The organism is Paenibacillus sp. IHBB 3054 (assembly GCF_051594305.1).
Lineage (GTDB): Bacteria > Bacillota > Bacilli > Paenibacillales > Paenibacillaceae > Paenibacillus_AQ.
In genome coordinates this window covers 47,598-67,178 of sequence record NZ_JBOFBG010000030.1, presented here as the reverse complement: position 1 = coordinate 67,178, position 19,581 = coordinate 47,598, and the positions used below count along the sequence as shown (strand labels likewise).

The 19,581-nt window shown below is 46.9% G+C and carries 17 protein-coding genes; 3 read left to right on the top strand and 14 right to left on the bottom strand.

The window, feature by feature from the left end; all coding sequences use genetic code 11:
* Positions 1–221 precede the first annotated feature (221 nt).
* From ACQ76X_RS25465 to ACQ76X_RS25415, 11 genes are all read right to left on the bottom strand, one after another.
* On the bottom strand, positions 222–344 hold the full coding sequence (locus ACQ76X_RS25465) for a hypothetical protein (protein ID WP_269322513.1): 123 nt from the start codon (positions 342–344) through the stop codon (positions 222–224).
* A 217-nt stretch (positions 345–561) separates the two neighbouring features.
* Positions 562–1,956 (bottom strand): transcriptional regulator, encoded by a 1,395-nt coding sequence (locus tag ACQ76X_RS25460; RefSeq protein ID WP_438496530.1) that lies wholly within the window; start codon positions 1,954–1,956, stop codon positions 562–564.
* Positions 1,957–2,174: 218 nt separating this feature from the next.
* Positions 2,175–3,536, bottom strand: a complete 1,362-nt coding sequence (locus tag ACQ76X_RS25455; protein ID WP_342481581.1) for an MATE family efflux transporter — start codon at positions 3,534–3,536, stop codon at positions 2,175–2,177.
* A gap of 21 nt (positions 3,537–3,557) precedes the next feature.
* The gene (locus ACQ76X_RS25450) at positions 3,558–4,217 is read right to left on the bottom strand and encodes a RibD family protein (protein ID WP_438496529.1); all 660 of its coding nucleotides are present in this window, start codon (positions 4,215–4,217) and stop codon (positions 3,558–3,560) included.
* A 24-nt stretch (positions 4,218–4,241) separates the two neighbouring features.
* Complete coding sequence (locus tag ACQ76X_RS25445; RefSeq protein WP_438496528.1) at positions 4,242–5,384, bottom strand: sugar ABC transporter substrate-binding protein; 1,143 nt, start codon at positions 5,382–5,384, stop codon at positions 4,242–4,244.
* Between the two features lie 19 nt (positions 5,385–5,403).
* Entirely contained in the window at positions 5,404–7,341 is a 1,938-nt protein-coding gene (locus ACQ76X_RS25440; protein ID WP_438496527.1) for an alpha-amylase, read from the bottom strand.
* A gap of 28 nt (positions 7,342–7,369) precedes the next feature.
* Positions 7,370–8,446 (bottom strand): zinc-dependent alcohol dehydrogenase, encoded by a 1,077-nt coding sequence (locus ACQ76X_RS25435; protein ID WP_438496526.1) that lies wholly within the window; start codon positions 8,444–8,446, stop codon positions 7,370–7,372.
* Positions 8,447–9,191: 745 nt separating this feature from the next.
* Entirely contained in the window at positions 9,192–11,027 is a 1,836-nt protein-coding gene (locus ACQ76X_RS25430) for a UbiD family decarboxylase (protein ID WP_438496525.1), read from the bottom strand.
* Between the two features lie 82 nt (positions 11,028–11,109).
* Positions 11,110–12,516: an FAD/NAD(P)-binding protein gene (locus tag ACQ76X_RS25425; protein ID WP_438496544.1), complete on the bottom strand. Its 1,407-nt coding sequence runs from the start codon at positions 12,514–12,516 to the stop codon at positions 11,110–11,112.
* 263 nt (positions 12,517–12,779) lie between these two features.
* The gene (gene pyrH, locus ACQ76X_RS25420) at positions 12,780–13,517 is read right to left on the bottom strand and encodes a UMP kinase (RefSeq protein ID WP_076113160.1); all 738 of its coding nucleotides are present in this window, start codon (positions 13,515–13,517) and stop codon (positions 12,780–12,782) included.
* Between the two features lie 236 nt (positions 13,518–13,753).
* Positions 13,754–14,335 carry a TetR/AcrR family transcriptional regulator gene (locus tag ACQ76X_RS25415; RefSeq protein WP_438496524.1) on the bottom strand — a complete coding sequence of 194 codons (582 nt, stop codon included), beginning with the start codon at positions 14,333–14,335 and terminating at the stop codon, positions 13,754–13,756.
* 166 nt (positions 14,336–14,501) lie between these two features.
* Between ACQ76X_RS25415 and ACQ76X_RS25410 the strand changes: the two genes are divergently transcribed.
* Positions 14,502–14,804, top strand: a complete 303-nt coding sequence (locus ACQ76X_RS25410) for a hypothetical protein (RefSeq protein WP_438496522.1) — start codon at positions 14,502–14,504, stop codon at positions 14,802–14,804.
* 65 nt (positions 14,805–14,869) lie between these two features.
* Here the strand turns inward: ACQ76X_RS25410 and ACQ76X_RS25405 are convergent, their stop codons facing one another.
* From ACQ76X_RS25405 to ACQ76X_RS25395, 3 genes are all read right to left on the bottom strand, one after another.
* Positions 14,870–15,208, bottom strand: coding sequence for a hypothetical protein (locus ACQ76X_RS25405; RefSeq protein WP_438496521.1), 339 nt, complete (start codon positions 15,206–15,208; stop codon positions 14,870–14,872).
* Between the two features lie 26 nt (positions 15,209–15,234).
* Entirely contained in the window at positions 15,235–16,236 is a 1,002-nt protein-coding gene (locus tag ACQ76X_RS25400) for a hypothetical protein (protein WP_438496520.1), read from the bottom strand.
* 161 nt (positions 16,237–16,397) lie between these two features.
* A complete protein-coding gene (locus ACQ76X_RS25395) occupies positions 16,398–16,769 on the bottom strand; it encodes a hypothetical protein (protein ID WP_052091984.1) in 372 nt (123 codons plus the stop codon).
* 168 nt (positions 16,770–16,937) lie between these two features.
* On the opposite strand from ACQ76X_RS25395, the gene ACQ76X_RS25390 reads away from it, so the two are divergent.
* Positions 16,938–18,188 carry a S8 family peptidase gene (locus tag ACQ76X_RS25390; protein ID WP_438496519.1) on the top strand — a complete coding sequence of 417 codons (1,251 nt, stop codon included), beginning with the start codon at positions 16,938–16,940 and terminating at the stop codon, positions 18,186–18,188.
* A 130-nt stretch (positions 18,189–18,318) separates the two neighbouring features.
* Positions 18,319–19,548, top strand: a complete 1,230-nt coding sequence (locus tag ACQ76X_RS25385) for a hypothetical protein (RefSeq protein ID WP_438496518.1) — start codon at positions 18,319–18,321, stop codon at positions 19,546–19,548.
* Positions 19,549–19,581 lie beyond the last annotated feature (33 nt).

Genomic DNA, 19,581 nt, shown 5'->3' with positions numbered 1-19,581 from the left:
ACCTCTGATGTTATCAACTACATTTGTGAATACTAAAGTGGAAACGGATAATTTATAGCGTGAAGCATATATTATTTTCAAAAAAACTGCCCTCCCTGAAAGGGAAGGACAGTTCTCGTACAATCTGCCGGATACTCAGAGGTTATGTAGGCTCAAAAAATAGAAGAGATGTTAAAGACGGGTACTCGAATTCAACAGTTCCAAGGGAAGTGACAGCCTGATTATGCTCCTCCAACTTGATCATTAAGGATTACAATATGAGACGGATTTGAAGGCAACACCGGCAAAAATAAAATGGCTAAAAAACTGGTAGCTACTAACAACAAGGTCAGCTTCTTTTTCATTTTCCCACACCCTTTTTAATAAATTTGTGATACTGTGTCAGTAATTCAAACAACGCATACTCTTTAAATCTCTCAGATAAGCCTACACAAATGATTATATCACAAACTTTTCTTTTTGTTGTATAATTTCCCAAATAAAAACTGACCATTTGACAAAATTGGACAGTTTTTTTCACCCGGTAATTACTTAGACGCATATGTAAAGAATTAATAGCTGCTAGATACTACTAATAACGAGGTCAGCTTCTTTTTCATTTTTTTCCCATACCTTTTGAATAAATATTTGATACTGTGTCCGTGTTTCAGGAGGCGCATATTCTTTAAAACTCTCAAATAAGCCTACACATTTGATAATAGCATTGCTATTGTTTTTCGCACTGTATGATTCCATACTTTCCAATAAATACTTAAACCCTTCTGCATACATTGCTTTTCTAAGGTAATATTTTGACAGCTCGTAACTAAACCGTGCTGTTTGTTCAGGAATGACCTGCCGGGTATACACATCGGAAGCCAGATCTCGTTCATAAAAGAGAATCTGAGACTCGAATTCATCTAAAATATAATCGATATCAAAAGAATACTGATTAGCTGCTTCAATAATATTAAGGAGCTCAGTAAAGATTTCTTTTTTGCCTTTAGTAATTTCAACAAGGTCAGAAATAACACTTTGATCTCCGCCTCGAAGCTTATTTATATAGGTATTGACTTGTGCCCAATGCTGGAATAATTCAACCCAATGTAACGTCTCAGGGTCCGTCTCTTTGACCCAGCTAAGATCGGCATAAGCATAGGTGTATTCCAAGGCTTGCTGAAAATCCCCTCTGGCGTCCCATACACTTGCAAGAAGCAGGTTCGAATAGGCTATGTATACAAAGAGCGGTAGGCTGGTTGCCAAGTCCTCTTGCACTCTTTCTTCTTTGCGGTGTTTGCTAAAATATTGTATCCGGGCCTTCCGGCCCATCTCTCTGGCAAGCTCCTCAACCTTGTCCCACCGCCGTAAAGAACGGTAAATATTCGCTAAATCTTTAAGTGCATCCAGCTGATCCTTCTCATCCAACCGTTCGACAAACGGTTCAAACTGACAGGCCGCCTCAAAATTCTGAATTTGGTCATCTCCAATGCTAAGCGTGAAGAGACGGTATTGGCAAAAGGCCAAACGTTCGGAATGCTGGCGGATTTCACATCTGGCCACATTATTATACAGAATCGCAGCAGAGTCATTCCATTTTCTCTTGAAAAAATCATTGGCAACATCAAAGAGCAAGGGTGCGTAGGTCAATTCCTCTAGAAGAATAGTAACCGTCTTCAAAACACAATCCAGTTTATTCAGTTCTGCGCAGCGGTAAAGAAACGGGCCGATTCTTCGCCAATTAGGCGTCGCTTCTATCATACTTTCCTGAATATAATTTTCGTAAAAATAACCCGCAGGCAACGAAAGCACCGCGGTCACCCTGTCAACCTGATCCACGCTCATTACCTTATTGCCTTTTAAAATGGAGCTTATAGATCCTACATTTATACCGATGGTTCTACCCAGATTACTCATATTCCAGCCTTTTTGTTTCATGAGGTTATCCAACTCGCTGCGGATCGTGGTTGTAGCTATCAAGTAAACCACTCCTTCAGAATCAACTCGTTGCAACATATGAGAGAAATTTTATTATATTACAAATATAACCATAGTTTTACCGTTGGTCAATTGAAATATATAATTCGTAGTTTTGGCATCATCGTGTATAATGGTAATCTATTTTTTTTGGCAATTCGGTTTCCATATGTATTGTAATAAAACAAGACGGGGGATTTCTCCCCCGAATCCATTTCTTCTTATGCAGATATGTCAGCGACCAAATTTTTCATCCATTTTCTGGAGTATATTCGTATCAGTCCTATGCTAAGCCTAACCACTTCTTCCATAGACAATATCATATATACCAGAAATACAGGCTGTTTCCAGACAAACGACATTAATAATCCGGAAGGGACACCAATCAGCCATGTCGCAGTGGATTCCATCGCGAATACAAACTTACTGTCACCGCCGCTGTTGAGAATGCCGCCCGCCAAAATCATGTTGGCAACCTTTACCCACAGGAATGCAGCGAATACCCAAACCAGCCGGGTTCCCATGAGACGCGCTTCATCTGACACCTGAAAGATAGATACATACAAAGGCGCAAATACGGCAATCAATACGCCGATTCCAAGGGATACCAGAATACCCAGTTTGATAAACCGCTTTGAAAAGTCCAATGCCACATCCTGCTCGTCGGCCCCCAGCTTATTCCCAATCATGATGCCGGCCGCGCTAGAGAGCCCGGATAATAAACCGATACTTAAGCTCTGAAGCGGATAGGTTATCGTCATCGCGGTTATTTCAGAAGTTCCCATCCGGCTGTAAATAATGGCGTACACCGTTTCACCCAGCACCCAAATCAGCTCGGTCAATACGATCGGATACGTAGTGCGAAGGAACTTCCCCAGAAGCGTCCCGGATGCCCCGAACCAGTCGCGGATACGGGTTGCTCCGGGAAGACGAAGCTTATAGGCAGCTGCAATGATAAAGCAGCATTCAAACAACCGGGCGGTAAGTGTAGCAATCGCTGCTCCTTTTAACCCCCATTCCGGAAAGCCGAATTTCCCGAAGATTAGCAGATAGTTAAGTATAATATTAATACACACTGCAGCTATGCTGGTTATCATAGGGAGCTTCACATGTCCTGTAGCACGCAAAATAGCGGAGTAGATCATTGTCAGCATAACCGGAATATAGCTCAGAGAGATCACTTTCAGAAAACCGGACCCCTCTGTGATCAGCCGCTGGTCCTTAGTAAATAAGCTGAGACTGAATTGCGGGAAGAAATGAATGGGCAACGTAAAAATAATGGAGATGCCCATCCCTAGAAGCAGTCCTAATCCCAGCAGCTGCGCTGTGCTTCTCTCATCCTTCTTCCCCCAGAACTGCGCGGCATAAATGGATACTCCTGTCGCCAGTCCAGCCAATACTACAGTTATAATCCCGTATATTTTTATGGAGATGCCTACAGAAGCGACGGCCACATCGCCGAGTTGTCCGACCATCAGCTGGTCGGTTAAGGTTAGCAGTGCCATAATCAGGCTTTGCAGAGTTACAGGAATTGCTATTTTATAGATATTGCTATAAAAATCCGCCTTTGAATCTTTTAACATTACCGGGCCCTCCCATCGTCGTCATACAGCCTTCTGATAACGAAGCAGTGTATAGTTTTTTTGCGGGAGAACTTCGACAACCTTGAACTTCTTTGCAAAGCTCAGGTCATTATATCCCTTGCCGTCAACAAGCGTTATATTGGTCTCGCCTCCGATAATAATCGGCAGCTGCATTAAGATGATTTCATCTACTAAATCCTGGTCAAATACATTCCAGTTTAGAAATCCGCCGCCTTCTATCATAATGCTGTGCACGTTGTAGCTATCCTCCAATTCACGGAACAAATTCACAAAATCCACTTTGTCCTCTCCGCAGATTAACACCTCTTTGTTCCTGCCCTTCAAAATACTTATCTTCTCAGGATCCTGACCATTTTCAGTGGTAACGATCAGCGTTCTGCCGTTGTCGGCAAAAACATGGCTGTCCAGCGAAATATCCATATGTGAGGTGGGGATAATCCTCAGCGGGTTATTATTCTCCTCATACCGGTTTGTCAGCATCGGATCATCATTTTGTATGGTATTTTTCCCTACCATGATAGCGTCAACTAAACCCCTGAATTTATGAATATATTCAATATCAGGTTCCTCGAACATACTGAACAATTGTTTGCTGGACTGCCCCGCACCTAAAGTAAGCTTTCCGTCGATTGACACTTGGCTAAAAATAGTTGTTTTCATGGTTTTCCCTCTTCTCTATAGAGTTTATTGATTGCTGCTGCTGCTCACATGCTCTTCCATTAACACCAATAATCTCGCGGCGTCTTCTTGTGATAAATGTTTTAAGCCTGCGGATATGGCATCCCAGACATCCCTCATAACCGGCTCAATTGGCATGTTACGCGCACTTTCAAGGCAGGAAATCAGTTTAGCCCTGACCGGTGAGGCGGTAACCCTGATGTCCTCCAACACCCCGGTATGCACTGGAATCCGCTGTACCCGCTCCGCCCATTCCCGTTGACTGCTTTCACTCAGCAGATAAGCGGCGAATGATAGTAGCTCGTCCGCTTGCTCCGATTCCAACGAATTCTGCGGAAATACCAGACCGATGGATGAAGCCATTGAGACTGCCGGGTTGCCAGTAATAGTCGGCAGCGCACCTACGAGCAATCTGTCTCGCATATGAAGGTCTAAATAATTGTAAATCCATTCCCCGCAAATGATGGCGCCAATCTCTCCGGCGATAAAACGGTCCAGAAGTTCAGTTGAACCGTGAAAACTGCCGAGCACCCCTTGGGCCGTTTGCCGCTGAACAAACCGCAGGGCCGCTTCCATTTCCGGAGTTGACAAATCGGGTTTCCCATCCTTCAGCGGCCAGCCTCCAAATGCAGTCAGGAATGGGATAAAGCAATACGGGTCCGCCAGATCAGAAGCGACCGGTACAATTCCCTTAGTCATGAGCTCCTCCGCCTGTTGTTCAATCGCTTCCCAGGAAGCGGGCGCCTCCGGATAGATTTCCGAGTTGCAATAAAGCACCAGATGATTGCCTTTCAGAATAGGAATACCATACTGTCTGTCGCTCGACCGCATGGAGTAACGGATATCCTTATCAGTGGAGCCGGACATGGACCAGAATTTCTCTGGAATCTCCGAATACATGGCTGCTTCCCCATAGCCGGCCATGTCTGCCGGAACCAGCGCCATTTGTGGACCAGCCCCGGCAGTTTTTATCTGCTGCAAGCCAGCGGTCAGTATGGAGATATTCATGACTTTCGGAATAACGGGAATGCCGAATTCAGAGCTATACTCACGGCAGAGCTGCTCCAACACCTCTATGGAGGTATCTCCCTTCCCATCGAATTCATGCCAGATATTCAGTTGTTGTTGCTGCACGGTGTGTTTGTCCATAGTAGTCCTTCCTCCTTGGTCATTTGTTTAGTTCCATTAAAAGTACCAGCGCCTGATAAGGCCGCATCTCATAGGTTTCTTCGCTGCCAGGCTTGTTCCATCCGCCCTGTTCGCTTTCTATCAGCAGATTTGTCTTTTTAGACCCCGGATAGATAAGCTCAGTCTTTAATGTCTGCTCTTTTTCCGGGTTCAAATTAAAACAAACACTGAACAGCTCATCTTTCAAATAGTAAGAGTAGATCATAATATCGCCTTGTGAATCGGAAAGATAAAAGTTCGTTGGCTTCAGCAGATTAGAGTATTGTCTCTTTATCTGCTTTAATTGCTCCAGGATCGGCAGCAATGTGGACTCATTAGTCCAGTTGATCGTCATGGTATTGAAAAAAGCTTTTGGAATATCTGCACCGCCGGTATTATCCCCGAGACCGCAATTGAGCGGCTGCTCCTCATATACTTCCATTCCTGTAGTCAGATAGGGGATTCCGTTCGGAAGGAAATAATTGAACACCGTCATGAGACGGGCCAGCTCCATCCCGCCCCGGCTTGTAATTCTTGGAGTATCCGCCGTTTCCGAGCAGGCAAATACGTGGATCTGCAACTCCGGAAGTTCCCGCAAGTACTCCTCCAAACGTTCGACACGGATATCGGTCATGATGTTCCACCCGCTGCCTAACATCACATTGTATCCGGTTCTTGCCGCTTCACGGTGGTTGCGATTGAATAAATCCTCACTGATCAGAATCGCTGTTGGCTTAATATCTTTAATCACTTTGAACATAGATTCCTGTAAGGGAACCGGGAGCGTGTGTCCAATATCCATCCGGAAACCATCAATGTTATAGGTGTTCAGTTGGAAAGAAGCAGCCTCTATCAGCGTGTTCCATAATTCCCCGTTCGGCTCCTCTCCCGGGTATACATTGCACTTGATCGTATCAAAGAGTACATATGGCGGTTGTCCTTCAGGTAAATAAGAGCGGACCAATGGAGAGGGATCATTGTACAGACGAAAGAAGGCAACATCTGTCCAGATTGGCTGAACATCATTAATCCAATCCGAATGTGCGGGGGCCGGGGTAATCCCCATCTCACGTTCGATCATCGGCAATATGGATTCGCCTGACTCAAGCGCGCGCCGTTTGAGGTCACTCCAAAGGGCTGCATCCAGTTCATTCGGCGGCAGACGGAATTGGTTCAGAAAAACCAAGGTTTCATCGCTGCGGTAAATGGTTTCCAGCTTATCAGGTGTGCATTCGGCGAAGAACTCCAATTCGGCGATTTTTGGGGGCTGGAATCCCGGCAGCACGTTAAGATCAATCCAGTAAAACCATTCCGGGTGTTCTGCCAAAAAAACATTATCTCTTGCACTCACCCGCGGGATTAAATCAAGCACTACTTTGATATCCAGTAAATGGCAGGCCTCAACCAAGGTCGCCAGCTCGTCATGGATGGTCAAGTTCTCCATACCGTCCAGCAACGAATCATGTAAATTCTCATCCAAATCAAACAGGCTGTACACGGCATACGGCGAACCAATATCCCCCTTGAGATTCAAATGGCTGTACTGGGTTACAGGCAGCAAGTATAGGATATTGACATTCATTTTTTTTAGCATTGGCAACAGAATCATAAATTTCAGAAATGTTCCGGATTGGATATTCCCGGTATGGCTATAATCCCAGGCTGAGGTATAACGGAGCAAGGAGCAATAGATGACACTATTATCTAAATCCGTCTGGTCGATATTGACATAGCCCGAAGACAACTCAAGCAAGTACTGCAGATGCTTAACCATAAATCCTGCCGGATCAACGAGAATTTCGCCATCCTTGTTATCCAAGGCCGTCAAATAGCCGCACTCGTTCCACAAAGCGGGTATCCAGATGGGTTCCACTTTTTTAAATTGGCAGCCAGCAAAATATTCAAGCATCTGGTTTATTCTTTCGTCCTGTCTGATCATTGAGCGCATCTCCCTATGAAAGTTCATTTCAGAAAACGAACACCGTTTTTAGAAGTGGCTTGTCCGAAGAAGCTGCATGATCCGGCACATGTCCCAGCAACTCCTGAATGGCGGTCCCTGATTGATTCAAACTGTACTTGCGTGTAATCAGGGAGGATACTTCCGGTACATCCTTCGCAAACTGAAATGCATCCTCAAAGGTGTTCAGATATTCACCGACTCCCAGGAGCCGTACTGCGTTCTGGGTATAAAAAGTTGGTGAGATTGTATACTGATATTTTCCATTGATGCCGAAGGGAATTATCGTACCGCCGCGCTCCACCCACTGTTCCGCCATCTCCATCTGTGTGCCCACCGTATCCATTACGATGTTAAATTTCTTCTCTCCCAGTAGGCTGGACACCAGCTCCGGGGTCAGCTCCTCCGGCGGGCAGGCATAGTCAGAGATTTGCTTCGCCTTTGCCAGCCGGCCTGCATTGATTTCCGTGGAAATAGTGGTGCATCCCATACGTTTAGCAACTATTTGACATAAAAGTCCCATCGGACCGGAACCAAGAATTAACACCGAGTCACCTGCGCGGATCCCGCTCTCACGGAAGTTATGCAGAACACAGGCGAGTGGTTCAACGGCCACTGCCGCTTCCCAACTCATTTGTTCAGGTAATTTATACAAATACTTTTCTTCAGTAACGAACCAGGGAGCAAAAGTGCCATTTTTGTTCAATCCGGCAATCGGCATGCCCCGTCCATCCGTTCCTATACAGAGATGTTCCTTGCCTTGACGGCAAAATCTGCACTCGCCGCAGCTTTGATTGGGATCAATGACTACTCTGTCGCCTATTTTCAGGCCTGTCACATTCGCCCCGGTTTCAATGACAGTCCCTACAGCTTCATGACCGCGTATCACTCCAGAAATACCAGGTTCTTTTCCTGTGATAACAGCCAGATCGGTTCCGCAGATCCCCGTCATATGAATTTTCACCTTGACATCAGTTAAAAGTGTGATCGCCGGAATGTCCAGTTCAGACAGATTCAGTCCCTCGGAACACCATACCAGTGCCGGCATCTTCTCCGATACTGCATATTCTGCTTGTTCTGATTTCATTGCCTAATCCCCTCTCCGTTTCCTTACATTTTCTTTCTTTTCTTTTCACATAATTTCAAATATTTTCACATCAACTCAGTACGCCCCCTTTATTTCTCAAAAAAGCATAAATCAGAAGTTGTGCAAACGTTTGTACTTTTGCATTTTTTATCCTAACATATTTTATTTGAAATGTAAGGAATTTTTTGTCGAATATTACATCATTATTATTTTTTTCTATTTCATATCATTAATGATCACCAAAATATGACTGCATTCGTTTATGGGGTCCATCCATCTCAGCCCGGGAATCCGGAATAAATTTCGGTTCAACTGGCTCGCTCAGCGATAGAAAGCCAGGCTAGGCCTGGCCTGCTTTGTCTAATTCATTTATAAGTTGTCTCTCGCCGATCCATTATTTTCACTTTTAGCATTTCTTAAATCTCTATCATTTGGCATTCTGTCCTGCCTGTATATTGCATTAAATTTTTTTGTAGAGCACTCCCTGCCACGCAGGTTACGACTTTGATCCAGCAATGTTACCTATTTGCGCACGGAATTCGCGAAAATATGACAAAAACTGATTTTCGAAAAGGCGCGACTGTGAGCCGACATAAAAAACCGCAGCGACATTTGCTGCGGTTTTCCGTTCCAATATACTATTTCCTCCAAACTCCTGCCTATTTCTTGCGGTACCGCTTGCGCTTGATCAGTTCCAGCAGCTCAGGGAAAACATCCTGTTCCGCCAAGGGAATAACCTGCAGTTTTATTTACGTAGGCCTCCCAGGATGGCTCCCTTTGCAAAAAGCCGCTCAATATGGCGCTCCACCTCAGGATCCGGGATTAACGGCGGGGCCTGATGCGGTTTCGTACGGGCGTCTATAATGACATTGTCGCAGGACCAGTGCTTGTTCTCCACTACACTGTTCACGCCATATATATCATGTGAAGGGTTGCTGCGTGTGAAGGTCGCCCATAGGAAATTGTTCAGGGGCCCGCTCATAAACTCGCTGTCATCACACAGAATAATCATCGGCAAGGAAGGGAGCGGACCTTGTTCCTCAATGGCGGCGCACAAAGACCTTAGCTGCTGCTGCGCTTCCTTGTAATTAATGAATGCCGGACCTTGCAGGGCAACGATGCCCGGCATCACCATTCTGGCCTCCCCGAAGCCCTGCAGCCGGGACAGAACCTCCGGCACTTCTGTGCACAAGCTTCGCTTCTGCTCTCCCACTGCTGCAAAAATCACCTTGCTGCCGCTGTTCATCCCTGTTCCGGAATAATCAAGCGTATCAATCGTCGTATTGGTCTGAAAATGAATGTCGCGGTGAAGGTCAATCCGCTCCAGAATATAGGTCAGGAAATCAACCACATTATGAGTGCTTATGGCCCGGTCCTCCTCGGCCGTAATGAACAGATACTTGGCCAGGCTAAGCTGGCCGGTTCCCAGGATCCGGTTGGCGATGGTAAGAATCTCCGCCGGCTGCTTCAACTGCTGATAAGGAGTATACCGTTCGCTGCCAATGGCAAACAGCAGGGGATGCACTCCTGAAGCATCAACCGCGTGTACTTCTTTCACTCCCGGAATCTCCTGCTTCACAGCGCCTCCGGTCAGTTCATGAATCAATTCCCCAAAGGCGGTATCCTCCTGAGGCGGCCGTCCCACTACGGTGAACGGGAAGATTGCCCTTTTCTTGGCATACACCTTATGTACTTTCATGACCGGGAAAGGATGCACCAGGCTGTAGTACCCTAAGTGGTCGCCAAAGGGACCTTCCGGTTTGGTCTCGCCGGGATGTATTTCCCCGGTAATTACAAAATCTGCATCCGCGCTGATGCAGAAGCCGTCTACATAGCTGTAGCGGAAATGGCGTCCGGCCAGCAGGCCGGCAAAGGTCATTTCGCTTAAGCCCTCCGGCAGCGGCATGACAGCAGACAATGTGTGTGCGGGAGGACCGCCGATGAAGCAGCTCACTTTAAGCGGTTCGCCCCGCTTGTTCGCTTGGGACTGGTGGATTCCGATGCCGCGGTGGATCTGGTAATGAACCCCCACTTCCTTATTCACTTCATACTCATTGCCGCTGAGCTGAATACGGTACATACCCAGGTTGGAATTCATTATGCCCGGCTTGTCCGGGTCCTCCGAGTACACCTGCGGCAAGGTTACAAAAGCCCCGCCATCTCCCTGCCAGTGCTTAATCTGCGGAAGGTCGGAGATTTGAATTTCCTCGAAGCCTGCCGGGACACCACCGAGTGTCTTAAGCGGCAGAGCCTTTCTCGCGGCAAGCCCTGTACCTATATATTTAAAGGGCTGCTTGAGCGCCTTCATCGGATCATTGCGCAGCGCGATGACATTCTGCGAAGAATCCCAGGTATCCCGGAATATAAACTTGCTGCGCTCGATGGTCCCGAAGAGGTTCGACACCGCACGGTACTTCGAGCCTTTGACATTTTCAAATAATAATGCAGGGCCGCCGGCCTCATAAACCTTTAAGTGGATCGCTGCCATCTCCAGCATGGGATCCACTTCCTCATGAATACGGATCAAATGCCCGTGCTTCTCCAAATCTATAATGCACTCTTCCAAATTGCGATAGGTCATGGTCTTACTCCAATCTGCAGAAGAAATATGAACCTCTTTATTATAGCAAAAAGCCCTCTTGATTTCTCAAGAGAGCTTTACCTTACAAATCTCCGGTAAATTCAATTTCATTATAGGAGTAAAAAGATTGCAGAATCCTCTCACGGTCATCCCGGAAGAGCTGATCGGCCACCCCGGCTACAAGCTTGGGTATGGCGTTCCGGATGCCTGAAATCGCCGAAGCGGACAACCCGCAGCTGGCCAAAGCGGAATAGTTAAATACAAACAAACCATGCAGCAGCTTCTGGCCGTCTTCCCCACGGCTTTGCAGCGCAAACCCCGGGCTGAGATAAGGATGGTCATCAAGCAGCGGATTCACCTTATCTTCCGGGGCTTGATAGCGGTCGCTCCAGCGGGCGATATAACGCTCAACCAGCCGCAGCTCGGGCCGCAGGCCGGGATCACTGAGCAGGCCGGTGCTGACCACAATATAATCAAAGGCAAACTCTCCCTTGGGAGTTGTTACTACCGCTCCGCCCGGAGCAGCCTGCACATCAAGCCACGGGGAACCGAGATGCAGCCTGAAGCCGGGCCAAGCCGCGGCACGGGCAAAGGTATCATTGGTCGGTGGCTGATTGTACTTGAAGAAATGGGAGATCACCGCATATTTATCGTCATCCGCCAATGTATGGAACCGTTCAATCATCCCCGACATTTCCATCTGGCGAATCGGGTTGACGCTCGGCAGCCTCTCCCGCCGTACAAAGACATGGGCTTCGGCTGCTCCTTCGGAGAGCATGTAATTAGCATTATCGAAGGCTGAGGCTCCGCCGCCCAGAATGGCAATTTTTTTGCCCTTCAGTGCGCTGAAATCAATTGCCTCCGAAGTATGCGCGTACAGATGCTCCGGCAGATTTCCGGCAATGAGCGGCGGCACATGCCATTCACCGCCACCCTGAATGCCGGTTGCCAGCACCACCTTCCGGGCCAGCAGCAACCCGGAGGGTGCTCCCGGGCCGGCAATGTGCAGGCGGTGGAGCCCCTCTTCACCAGGCTCAATCAGCTTCAGCTTCACCTCATTGACGACAGGAAGTCTGAGCACCTGCCGGTACCAGCGCAGATAGTTCATCCATTCACCGCGCGGGATTTTGTCCATGGCCTCCCAGCCCTCGGGACCAGCCTGCGCTTCCCACCAGGAGCGGAAGGTCAGGGATGGAATCCCCAAATCAATGGAGGTCAAATGCTTGGGCGTGCGCAGTGTAACCATCCGGGCATAGGTCTCCCAAGGCCCCTCTAACCCTTCACTGTTCTCGTCAATGACCAGAATGTTGGATATCCGTTCACGCAGCAGTCCAAAAGCCGCTCCCAAACCGCTTTGACCGCCTCCGACAATAACAACATCGTAGACATGCCCTTCCAGATGCTCCAGAGGACGTACCCAGTCCGTACCGCCATAGGCCAAATAGGAAAGGTCCGTTTGTACTCGTTCATTTAAAGTTTCCAGGCTCATCATACCTCAGACCTTTCAATGGCATCTTTAGGATATCAAAGTGCATGGCTCTCCGCCAACCTTCACGCTAATACTGATGGCCACATTATATCTTGAATGCTGCGCCTTTTAAATATATATGTTAGGTTTATTGTCATTATAGCTAAATTCCTGCCAACCGATTGTACATAATCACTAATATTTAAACATATTAGCTAGCTGTATATTGACAAACTAAGCTATTGCACTCCACACCTTCTAATTCATGGAATAAAACATGCCACTTATTCCAATTCCAGAAGAGATTCTCCGCTAATGATTGTTCCGTGATTGATCCCTTCACAAATGTCTTTCATGGAACCCGGCTGGTCAAAGTTGAATACATGCATCGGGAGATGATAATCCCTGGCCAGGATGAACGCTGACTGATCCATGACCTTCAAGTTATGCTGGAGCACATCGTTGTAATGCAGGGATTTGAACTTTCGGGCCGCCCTGTCATGTTTAGGATCTGCACTAAGTACACCATCCACCCCTTGTTTGGCAACCAGCAGGGCATCACAATTTACCTCGATTGCTCGTTGAACCGAAGGATAATCTGTTGTCACATAGGGCTGACCGTTCCCTCCGGCGAAAATCACGATATACCCTTTTTCCAAATGGTGAATTGCCCTTAGACGGATATACGGCTCAGCAACAGATGTAGTCGGTATTGCCGTCATTACGCGCACTTCTCTGTCAGATTTGGCTTTGAGTACTCCACGCAGCATTAAGCTGTTAATGACAGTCGCGAGCGTGCCGATATTGTCAGCCTCCGCCCTTTCTATGCCCCAGCTCTCCGCCATGTTGCCACGGAATATGTTGCCTCCTCCGATCACGAGTGAAACCTCAACGCCCAGTTCCACCACGGACATAATTTCACTCGCGATATGCTCCATTTTTTCCGGTTCAAAACCAAATTCCGTCTTTCCTGCCACTGCCCCGCCACTTAGTTTAATGAGTACTCTTTTGTACCTAACCAATCTCTACACCTCCGCATAATAAAAAAACACTAAAGCATAAAATGCTTTAGTGTTTCAATGAAATGAAAATATGAAGATTTGAAAATGAAAGTGCTGTCCGATCGCCGCTCTTCCGTTCCCGCTTCATATTTCCACCTCTTCCAGTATTTTAATTCAATCTATTGTATACTCATCAAGAAGAAAATAGCAACGGCTAATGTCTTAATCTGATTTCTTGAAGAAATAACGCCAATCCGCTATTCACAGCTCATTTCCTCTTTTTCTCTCAGGAGCAGAGTTTCATACATCTCCCTGACCATGATAATCGCCTCATCAATCTCCAGCTTCTTCGTACTTGAGTGAATCAGGGTTCCCAGCCCGATTAAATAGATCGCGAGATTTAGAAAAACCCGCTTAAGTCTGTGTTCTGAGGCTGAATTGAGCCGTTTGCTATGACGCAAATAGGCCATGCTTATGGCTTCGCCTATAAATTCTTCTTGATCCAGATCATAGCTCTTATAACCGGAAAGATACACAGATCTGAACAAATGCTGTTCTTTCTTGGCAAAATGCAAAAATCCGATAGCCAAATTGAGAGCAGGTGAATAGTACCCATCCTCATAAGTTGTCATGCTATAACGCACATGATCTACAACCCTCTGATATGCCAGACTTTTGATCTCCTCCATATTTCCGTACAAGCTGTAAATCGGCTGGGTGGAGCAATTCAGCTTCTGCGCGATATTTCGGGCTGACAACATTTCAAGCCCTTGCTCCTGCACAATGGCAAATGCCGCCTGTATAATTTGCTCTTTCGTAATATCTGATTTCGGCGGCACGATCTGCACCTCCCCTATGAATAACGCTTGTGATATAACGAAGGTTATTAAATAATAATAGGATTGTCAATCCTTCCCACTATTCCTGCATGGAATAATTTTCAAATAAATGGTACATTCAAAATAGAAAATAACCAGCCAATATTGTAGGGATGGTTAACTTAGAATGGAGGAAATAACCTTGGAAGAGACTCCTGGCTCTAACCTTTTTTATTTATCTGAGAACGGTTTTTTGATCATTAGTGCTTTATTAGGAATTACAATCATTATAGGCATCCTATTGGCATTATCGTTTTTTCGCAAAAATCTGACTGGAAAGAAACTAATGTTATTTGGCGCCGAATTGATTTTTTTAGGACTCATTTTTAATGCCATCGTTGATTACAAGGTCAGATACCCCAGCTTGAGTTTTCTGACTATTTTACTAGGAGCAATAATAAGTGTTATTGGTCTTCTCAGTAAGGATTAAGTTCTACCGATTTCTGTAATTCAGCTTTTCTACATAGATTGAACTTAAGATTTTAGAGTACAGGATCAGTCGCAATTACGGTGAATATTTGGACTTCCGGCCGCTGTTGTCGTAAGAATTTCTTGATCAATACCGCTCTTAGCGGTAGAAATCCGAAGACTGCTTATGCTTTCGATGCTAGTTTTCCTTCGGAAAGCTTTCAGGCGGACACTACCGCTCCTCCAGTTCCAAAATCCCCCTCCGTTGCTCCTTTCCCTTATCTCAAGTTTTAAGTTCAATATATAGCCCTTTTTTTTCACACCAGGCAACCGCACTGAAGGCATCATAACCTTATTATCGTTGATCAATATATTGCCGGGCCGGAAATCCATATACACCACACAAGGACCATCCGTTTCTGGCAAAGCTGCAAACCCCCTGATAGAATTCATCATTTTCCTCCCAAGGCATTAAAAAGCCGCAATTCCCGGTTAACCGCCTCAACCATTGCTTTCGCGAAATCCGAATCAAAAAAAAGTCCTAAGCCCTCAGGAATCGGCGCTGCTGTCTCATGATCAAAATCTGCAAAGTCACTGTCCTCCGGCAAATAGTAACCCTGTTTCTCCCGGAGATCTTTCCAATCCTCCACCGGTGGCTGCCCGGCCAAATCAACCACAAAGACCAATCCAATGCCCATATCCAGGTATAGATAATTATTGTGTCTTCGCGGCGCCTGCGGCTTAGCTGAATTCAATTCAAGCGTATGTGATAATTCATTTTCGCCCATCCGCAGCACTACTACTTCGTTGCTGTCTGCATCCACGAGCATCGTAACATATGGGACAAATCCGGCAAGAAACCGCAGCAGGGCAGAATCCCGTAAGGAATCCTCAAACATCCAGCCGACCGGAATCAGACTGAATACTCCCCCGGATTTGAAATAGAACTTTCTCAGCAGCGTTTGCAGTTCTTGCACATCTGGCGCATCATAGGGCGTAAGCAGCTTCAAATTCACAGGATAATGAATCAGTTGTCTCTTGCCTCCATGGTAACGGCTGCTCATATCCTTGTGACGGTACAAATCCTGTATTACGGGCAATATCCCGGTCTTCGTCTCCTCGAACAATATCTTCGATTCCGGCCTAAGCTGCTCCAGAAAAAGCGATTCTATTACACCTTCATGGCCGGCTTCCCTTACTACTGTAAAATGTGGCGCCACCTGCTCCATCAATATGGCTCTAATCGCTTCGTCCTGTACCGGGATTACCTGGGCGAAGGATTCGTCGTCCAACACACTCGAAGCAATAAAATACTGCCCAAGCGCCGTCATCCCGGAAGGTGGCTTGTCCATCGTCAGTCTGTTCTTATAAAAACCAGTTAACCTATCCAGCTCAAATCGCTCCTGCTTCGCGCTATATTCCAGCAAGCAATGGTCTTTGATCCACTCGTACATAGGACACTCCTCCAGTCTGAATACCAAGCTGATGCGGGTACAGGAAAAACATTACAATTCCAGTTTACTCTAATTTGCTTCCATATCATAACAAACAGCGCACACCGTCTTTCATCGGCGCACGCTGTTTAGACTATGTCACATCCATGGATCACCCCAGATTAGAATCTGGCGATGAAAAATTCACGGTCTGCAGGAACATTTCGGCTGACTACCGGATTTCCGTTGGCATCTCTTATTCTCAAAAGATACGGGACCGTTGTTAACGTGGTGATTGTGGGGAATCTGGCCACACCAAAATCATCAAAATCGGCTGTTGTTGTTACGCCTGCGTTGGTTAAGCTAGCTGTCCATCCACTTGTATCTCTTGGTGCATTAGACAGATTCGTAGCAATTACGATAAATCTGTCGAGGCTTTGTCTAATTCTGCGTTTCTTTTTCACTGCGGATGCCTTTGCCTTGCGGGCCATAAGCGCTTTTTTTGCCATAAGTGCCCGTTTTGCCATAAGAGTCTTCTTGTCCACTGGCTTCATTTACTCTTCACCACTTTCTTATAGGATACACTATTAGATTCATTTCCCGTGCTCTCTGAAACTACACTGGCCTACTTGTATTAAAATGTGGTAGTGTCCTAGGTTCATAGATACGTACCCACCGTATCTTACTGTGCATACACTGACTGAAGAGGTGATCACTGAGCAATGAACGCACAGTTATGGCTGCAGCAGCATGCCACCAAATTAAATCGGCCCCTGAAACACAAAGTCCGGCAAACCTATGCCTCTGGCTACAAACCGGTGACCGTTCCGGTCATTGTTCAGTTTAAACGGCCCATCACACCCTCCCGTCTTCTTGCTCTACACAGACATGTCGGCCCGCAGCCATTTATCATAAGCCGCCGTCTGCCTCTGCTCAATGCGGTATCCTCACAGGTATCATTGAAATGTCTGGAACGCATATGCTGCTGGCATGGAGTTCACAAGGTCTATTTGGACGCAATCAAAACGACTTCATTAAATATTGCCACCCCGTCAATCGGAGCTTCAGCCGTTCGGCAAGCGGATGGGCTTACGGGCAAAGGAATCCATATCGCCATTCTCGATACTGGAGTATTCCCGCATCCGGATCTGACCCGGCCGGTGAACCGGATTATAGCCTTCAAGGATTTTATAAATCACCGGAAACAGCCCTATGACGACAATGGTCATGGCACGCATATCGCCGGCGATGCGGCAGGCAACGGCTGGGCAAGCCGGGGGAAATACAGAGGACCGGCACCGGAAGCCGGTATTGTGGGCATTAAAGTATTGGATAAGTATGGCGATGGCTATGATTCCACGATTATTAAGGGGATTGAATGGTGTATTAAGCACCGGAAGCGGTTGAAGCTGCGCATTCTTTCACTGTCCTTCGGCGGACCAGTGAATACTTCATGTGAGGACGACCTGCTCTGCCAAGCTGTAGAAAAAGCAGTCAAAGCCGGGCTCACCGTCGTGATTGCCGCCGGGAACAGCGGTCCAGGCCGCAGAACGATTGAGTCACCGGGCGTTAGCCCTTCGTCTATAACAGTTGGGGCTGTGGATGACCGCCGGACGCTGCCGCAAGGCGATGACCGAATCACCGATTTCTCCAGCCGCGGGCCGGCACCGGGAGGAAGGAAGAAGCCTGACATTGTAGCTCCTGGCGAAACGATCATCTCTCTGCGGTCTCCCGGCTCACAGTTAGCCCGCCAATATCCGTATTTGAGAATAGATAAACAATATTTTGTCTTGTCCGGCACCAGCGTCTCGACGCCTATCGTCTCCGGCGCAGCCGCGTTGCTGCTGCAGCGTTCCCCTTCCCTCTCCCCCTTGCAGGTCAAAACAGCTTTAAAACGGAATGCTTTCCGTCTGGGTCTCCGTCCAAATACCGCAGGTAGCGGAGAAGTGAATGTCAGGTTTCTCCGGCGGTAAGCAAAGGGCACGAGCTGAGCTCGTGCCCTTTCAATGCCTAGTTTTTCTTTTTCCACAGTAGCCTTAACCTTTTATACGTAATTTATGGTATATTCTGTTTTATTATAGTGTAGGGGAGTTGTGCTTGATAATGACTGAAATGCTGCATCTGCATGGCTTTGATCATCAATTTGTAGCTTACTCCGGGGTTACCCTCGATGAGCGCTACGCTGTCTTTTATGTCAGTGACGTTATGGATGAAGAAGCGGTCACTGAAAGCGGGCCTTTTGCCGGAGTGCTCCGTTATGATCTTATCAACCATACCACCGACTTTATCAGCTATGGCCATAAGCCCTATATCCTTAATTATTCGGACGCCGGGTGTTGGATTTATTACACCTATTTGAGCTGGGAAGGCCGGACGGCCGTCTTGGCGATTCATCAGCTGGATTGCCGCAGCATGCAGGCCAGGGAGGTCTATATTCTTCGTTTGACGGATGAGCTGGCGGAAAGCACGGAGGTTTCGGCAATAAGTCGAATGGGATTATATGGTCTGAACGAGCGTTATCTATTGGTTAGCCTGCCTGATCTGGACCCCTTCTCCAAAAAACGAAACTCCGGATTTACCGGATATCTGCTGATCGATGTCGAGCTTGGTCAGAGCTTCCCCGTTCCGGAGAGGATCGGGCCGAATGACCGGATCGTACACTTATCATACACCTCTGTCTTTGAACATAATCACATTGAACAGCTTATGATTGTGACGGGCCGGATCGGAGTCTCTGAGAAAAGGTCGGAATGGGATTACAGCAAATATGATATGCTCGAAGGTACAGCCATACAAAGTGTGGTCATTATTCCGTTGGAACAATTCGTTCAGAATGTCCGCAATCACCTGCCAGTAGACGAGACTTTTATTATTGACCAGTGTGATCCGGCCCATGGGTATGCCGGCATCAGCCAGAGAGGATCTTCTCTTTTCCTATGCAAACAGAATTTTAGCGAGAATTCTTCAGAACTATGTACATACGGTCTAATGGACAGGCAGATGGAAAGACACGGACTTGATGAGTGTTATGACAATATTTATATCGGGGAAGATCTGAAAAAGTTTGGAATCAGAACATCGGAGCCTCTGGATCAGATTTATGATCTTGACAGCGGTGAGTTGTTGTACACGGCCAGCGATCAATATACGATGGCACGGATGATTAATTCCCGCTGTATGCGTACCCGCAAGTTCATCGCAGATCAGAAAGGCCTATTGCTGCAGCTGATCGACATTTATACCTTGCAAGTCATTGGAACCGTTACCGGCCGCTGCGCATCCGTCAGCTATATTCCTGAGGCCGGGGTATACCTTTGTTCTGAAAGGATATGATCTGCAGAAATGCACAAGTATTTCATCCGGGAA

Coding starts and splice junctions, on each gene's coding strand:
- ACQ76X_RS25465 (WP_269322513.1), bottom strand. CDS start 344: ATGAAAAAGAAGCTGACCTTGTTGTTAGTAGCTACCAGTTTTTTAGCC.
- ACQ76X_RS25455 (WP_342481581.1), bottom strand. CDS start 3,536: ATGTTAAAAGATTCAAAGGCGGATTTTTATAGCAATATCTATAAAATA.
- ACQ76X_RS25450 (WP_438496529.1), bottom strand. CDS start 4,217: ATGAAAACAACTATTTTTAGCCAAGTGTCAATCGACGGAAAGCTTACT.
- ACQ76X_RS25445 (WP_438496528.1), bottom strand. CDS start 5,384: ATGGACAAACACACCGTGCAGCAACAACAACTGAATATCTGGCATGAA.
- ACQ76X_RS25440 (WP_438496527.1), bottom strand. CDS start 7,341: ATGATCAGACAGGACGAAAGAATAAACCAGATGCTTGAATATTTTGCT.
- ACQ76X_RS25435 (WP_438496526.1), bottom strand. CDS start 8,446: ATGAAATCAGAACAAGCAGAATATGCAGTATCGGAGAAGATGCCGGCA.
- ACQ76X_RS25430 (WP_438496525.1), bottom strand. CDS start 11,027: ATGACCTATCGCAATTTGGAAGAGTGCATTATAGATTTGGAGAAGCAC.
- ACQ76X_RS25425 (WP_438496544.1), bottom strand. CDS start 12,516: ATGAGCCTGGAAACTTTAAATGAACGAGTACAAACGGACCTTTCCTAT.
- ACQ76X_RS25410 (WP_438496522.1), top strand. CDS start 14,502: ATGGAGGAAATAACCTTGGAAGAGACTCCTGGCTCTAACCTTTTTTAT.
- ACQ76X_RS25400 (WP_438496520.1), bottom strand. CDS start 16,236: ATGTACGAGTGGATCAAAGACCATTGCTTGCTGGAATATAGCGCGAAG.
- ACQ76X_RS25395 (WP_052091984.1), bottom strand. CDS start 16,769: ATGAAGCCAGTGGACAAGAAGACTCTTATGGCAAAACGGGCACTTATG.
- ACQ76X_RS25390 (WP_438496519.1), top strand. CDS start 16,938: ATGAACGCACAGTTATGGCTGCAGCAGCATGCCACCAAATTAAATCGG.
- ACQ76X_RS25385 (WP_438496518.1), top strand. CDS start 18,319: ATGACTGAAATGCTGCATCTGCATGGCTTTGATCATCAATTTGTAGCT.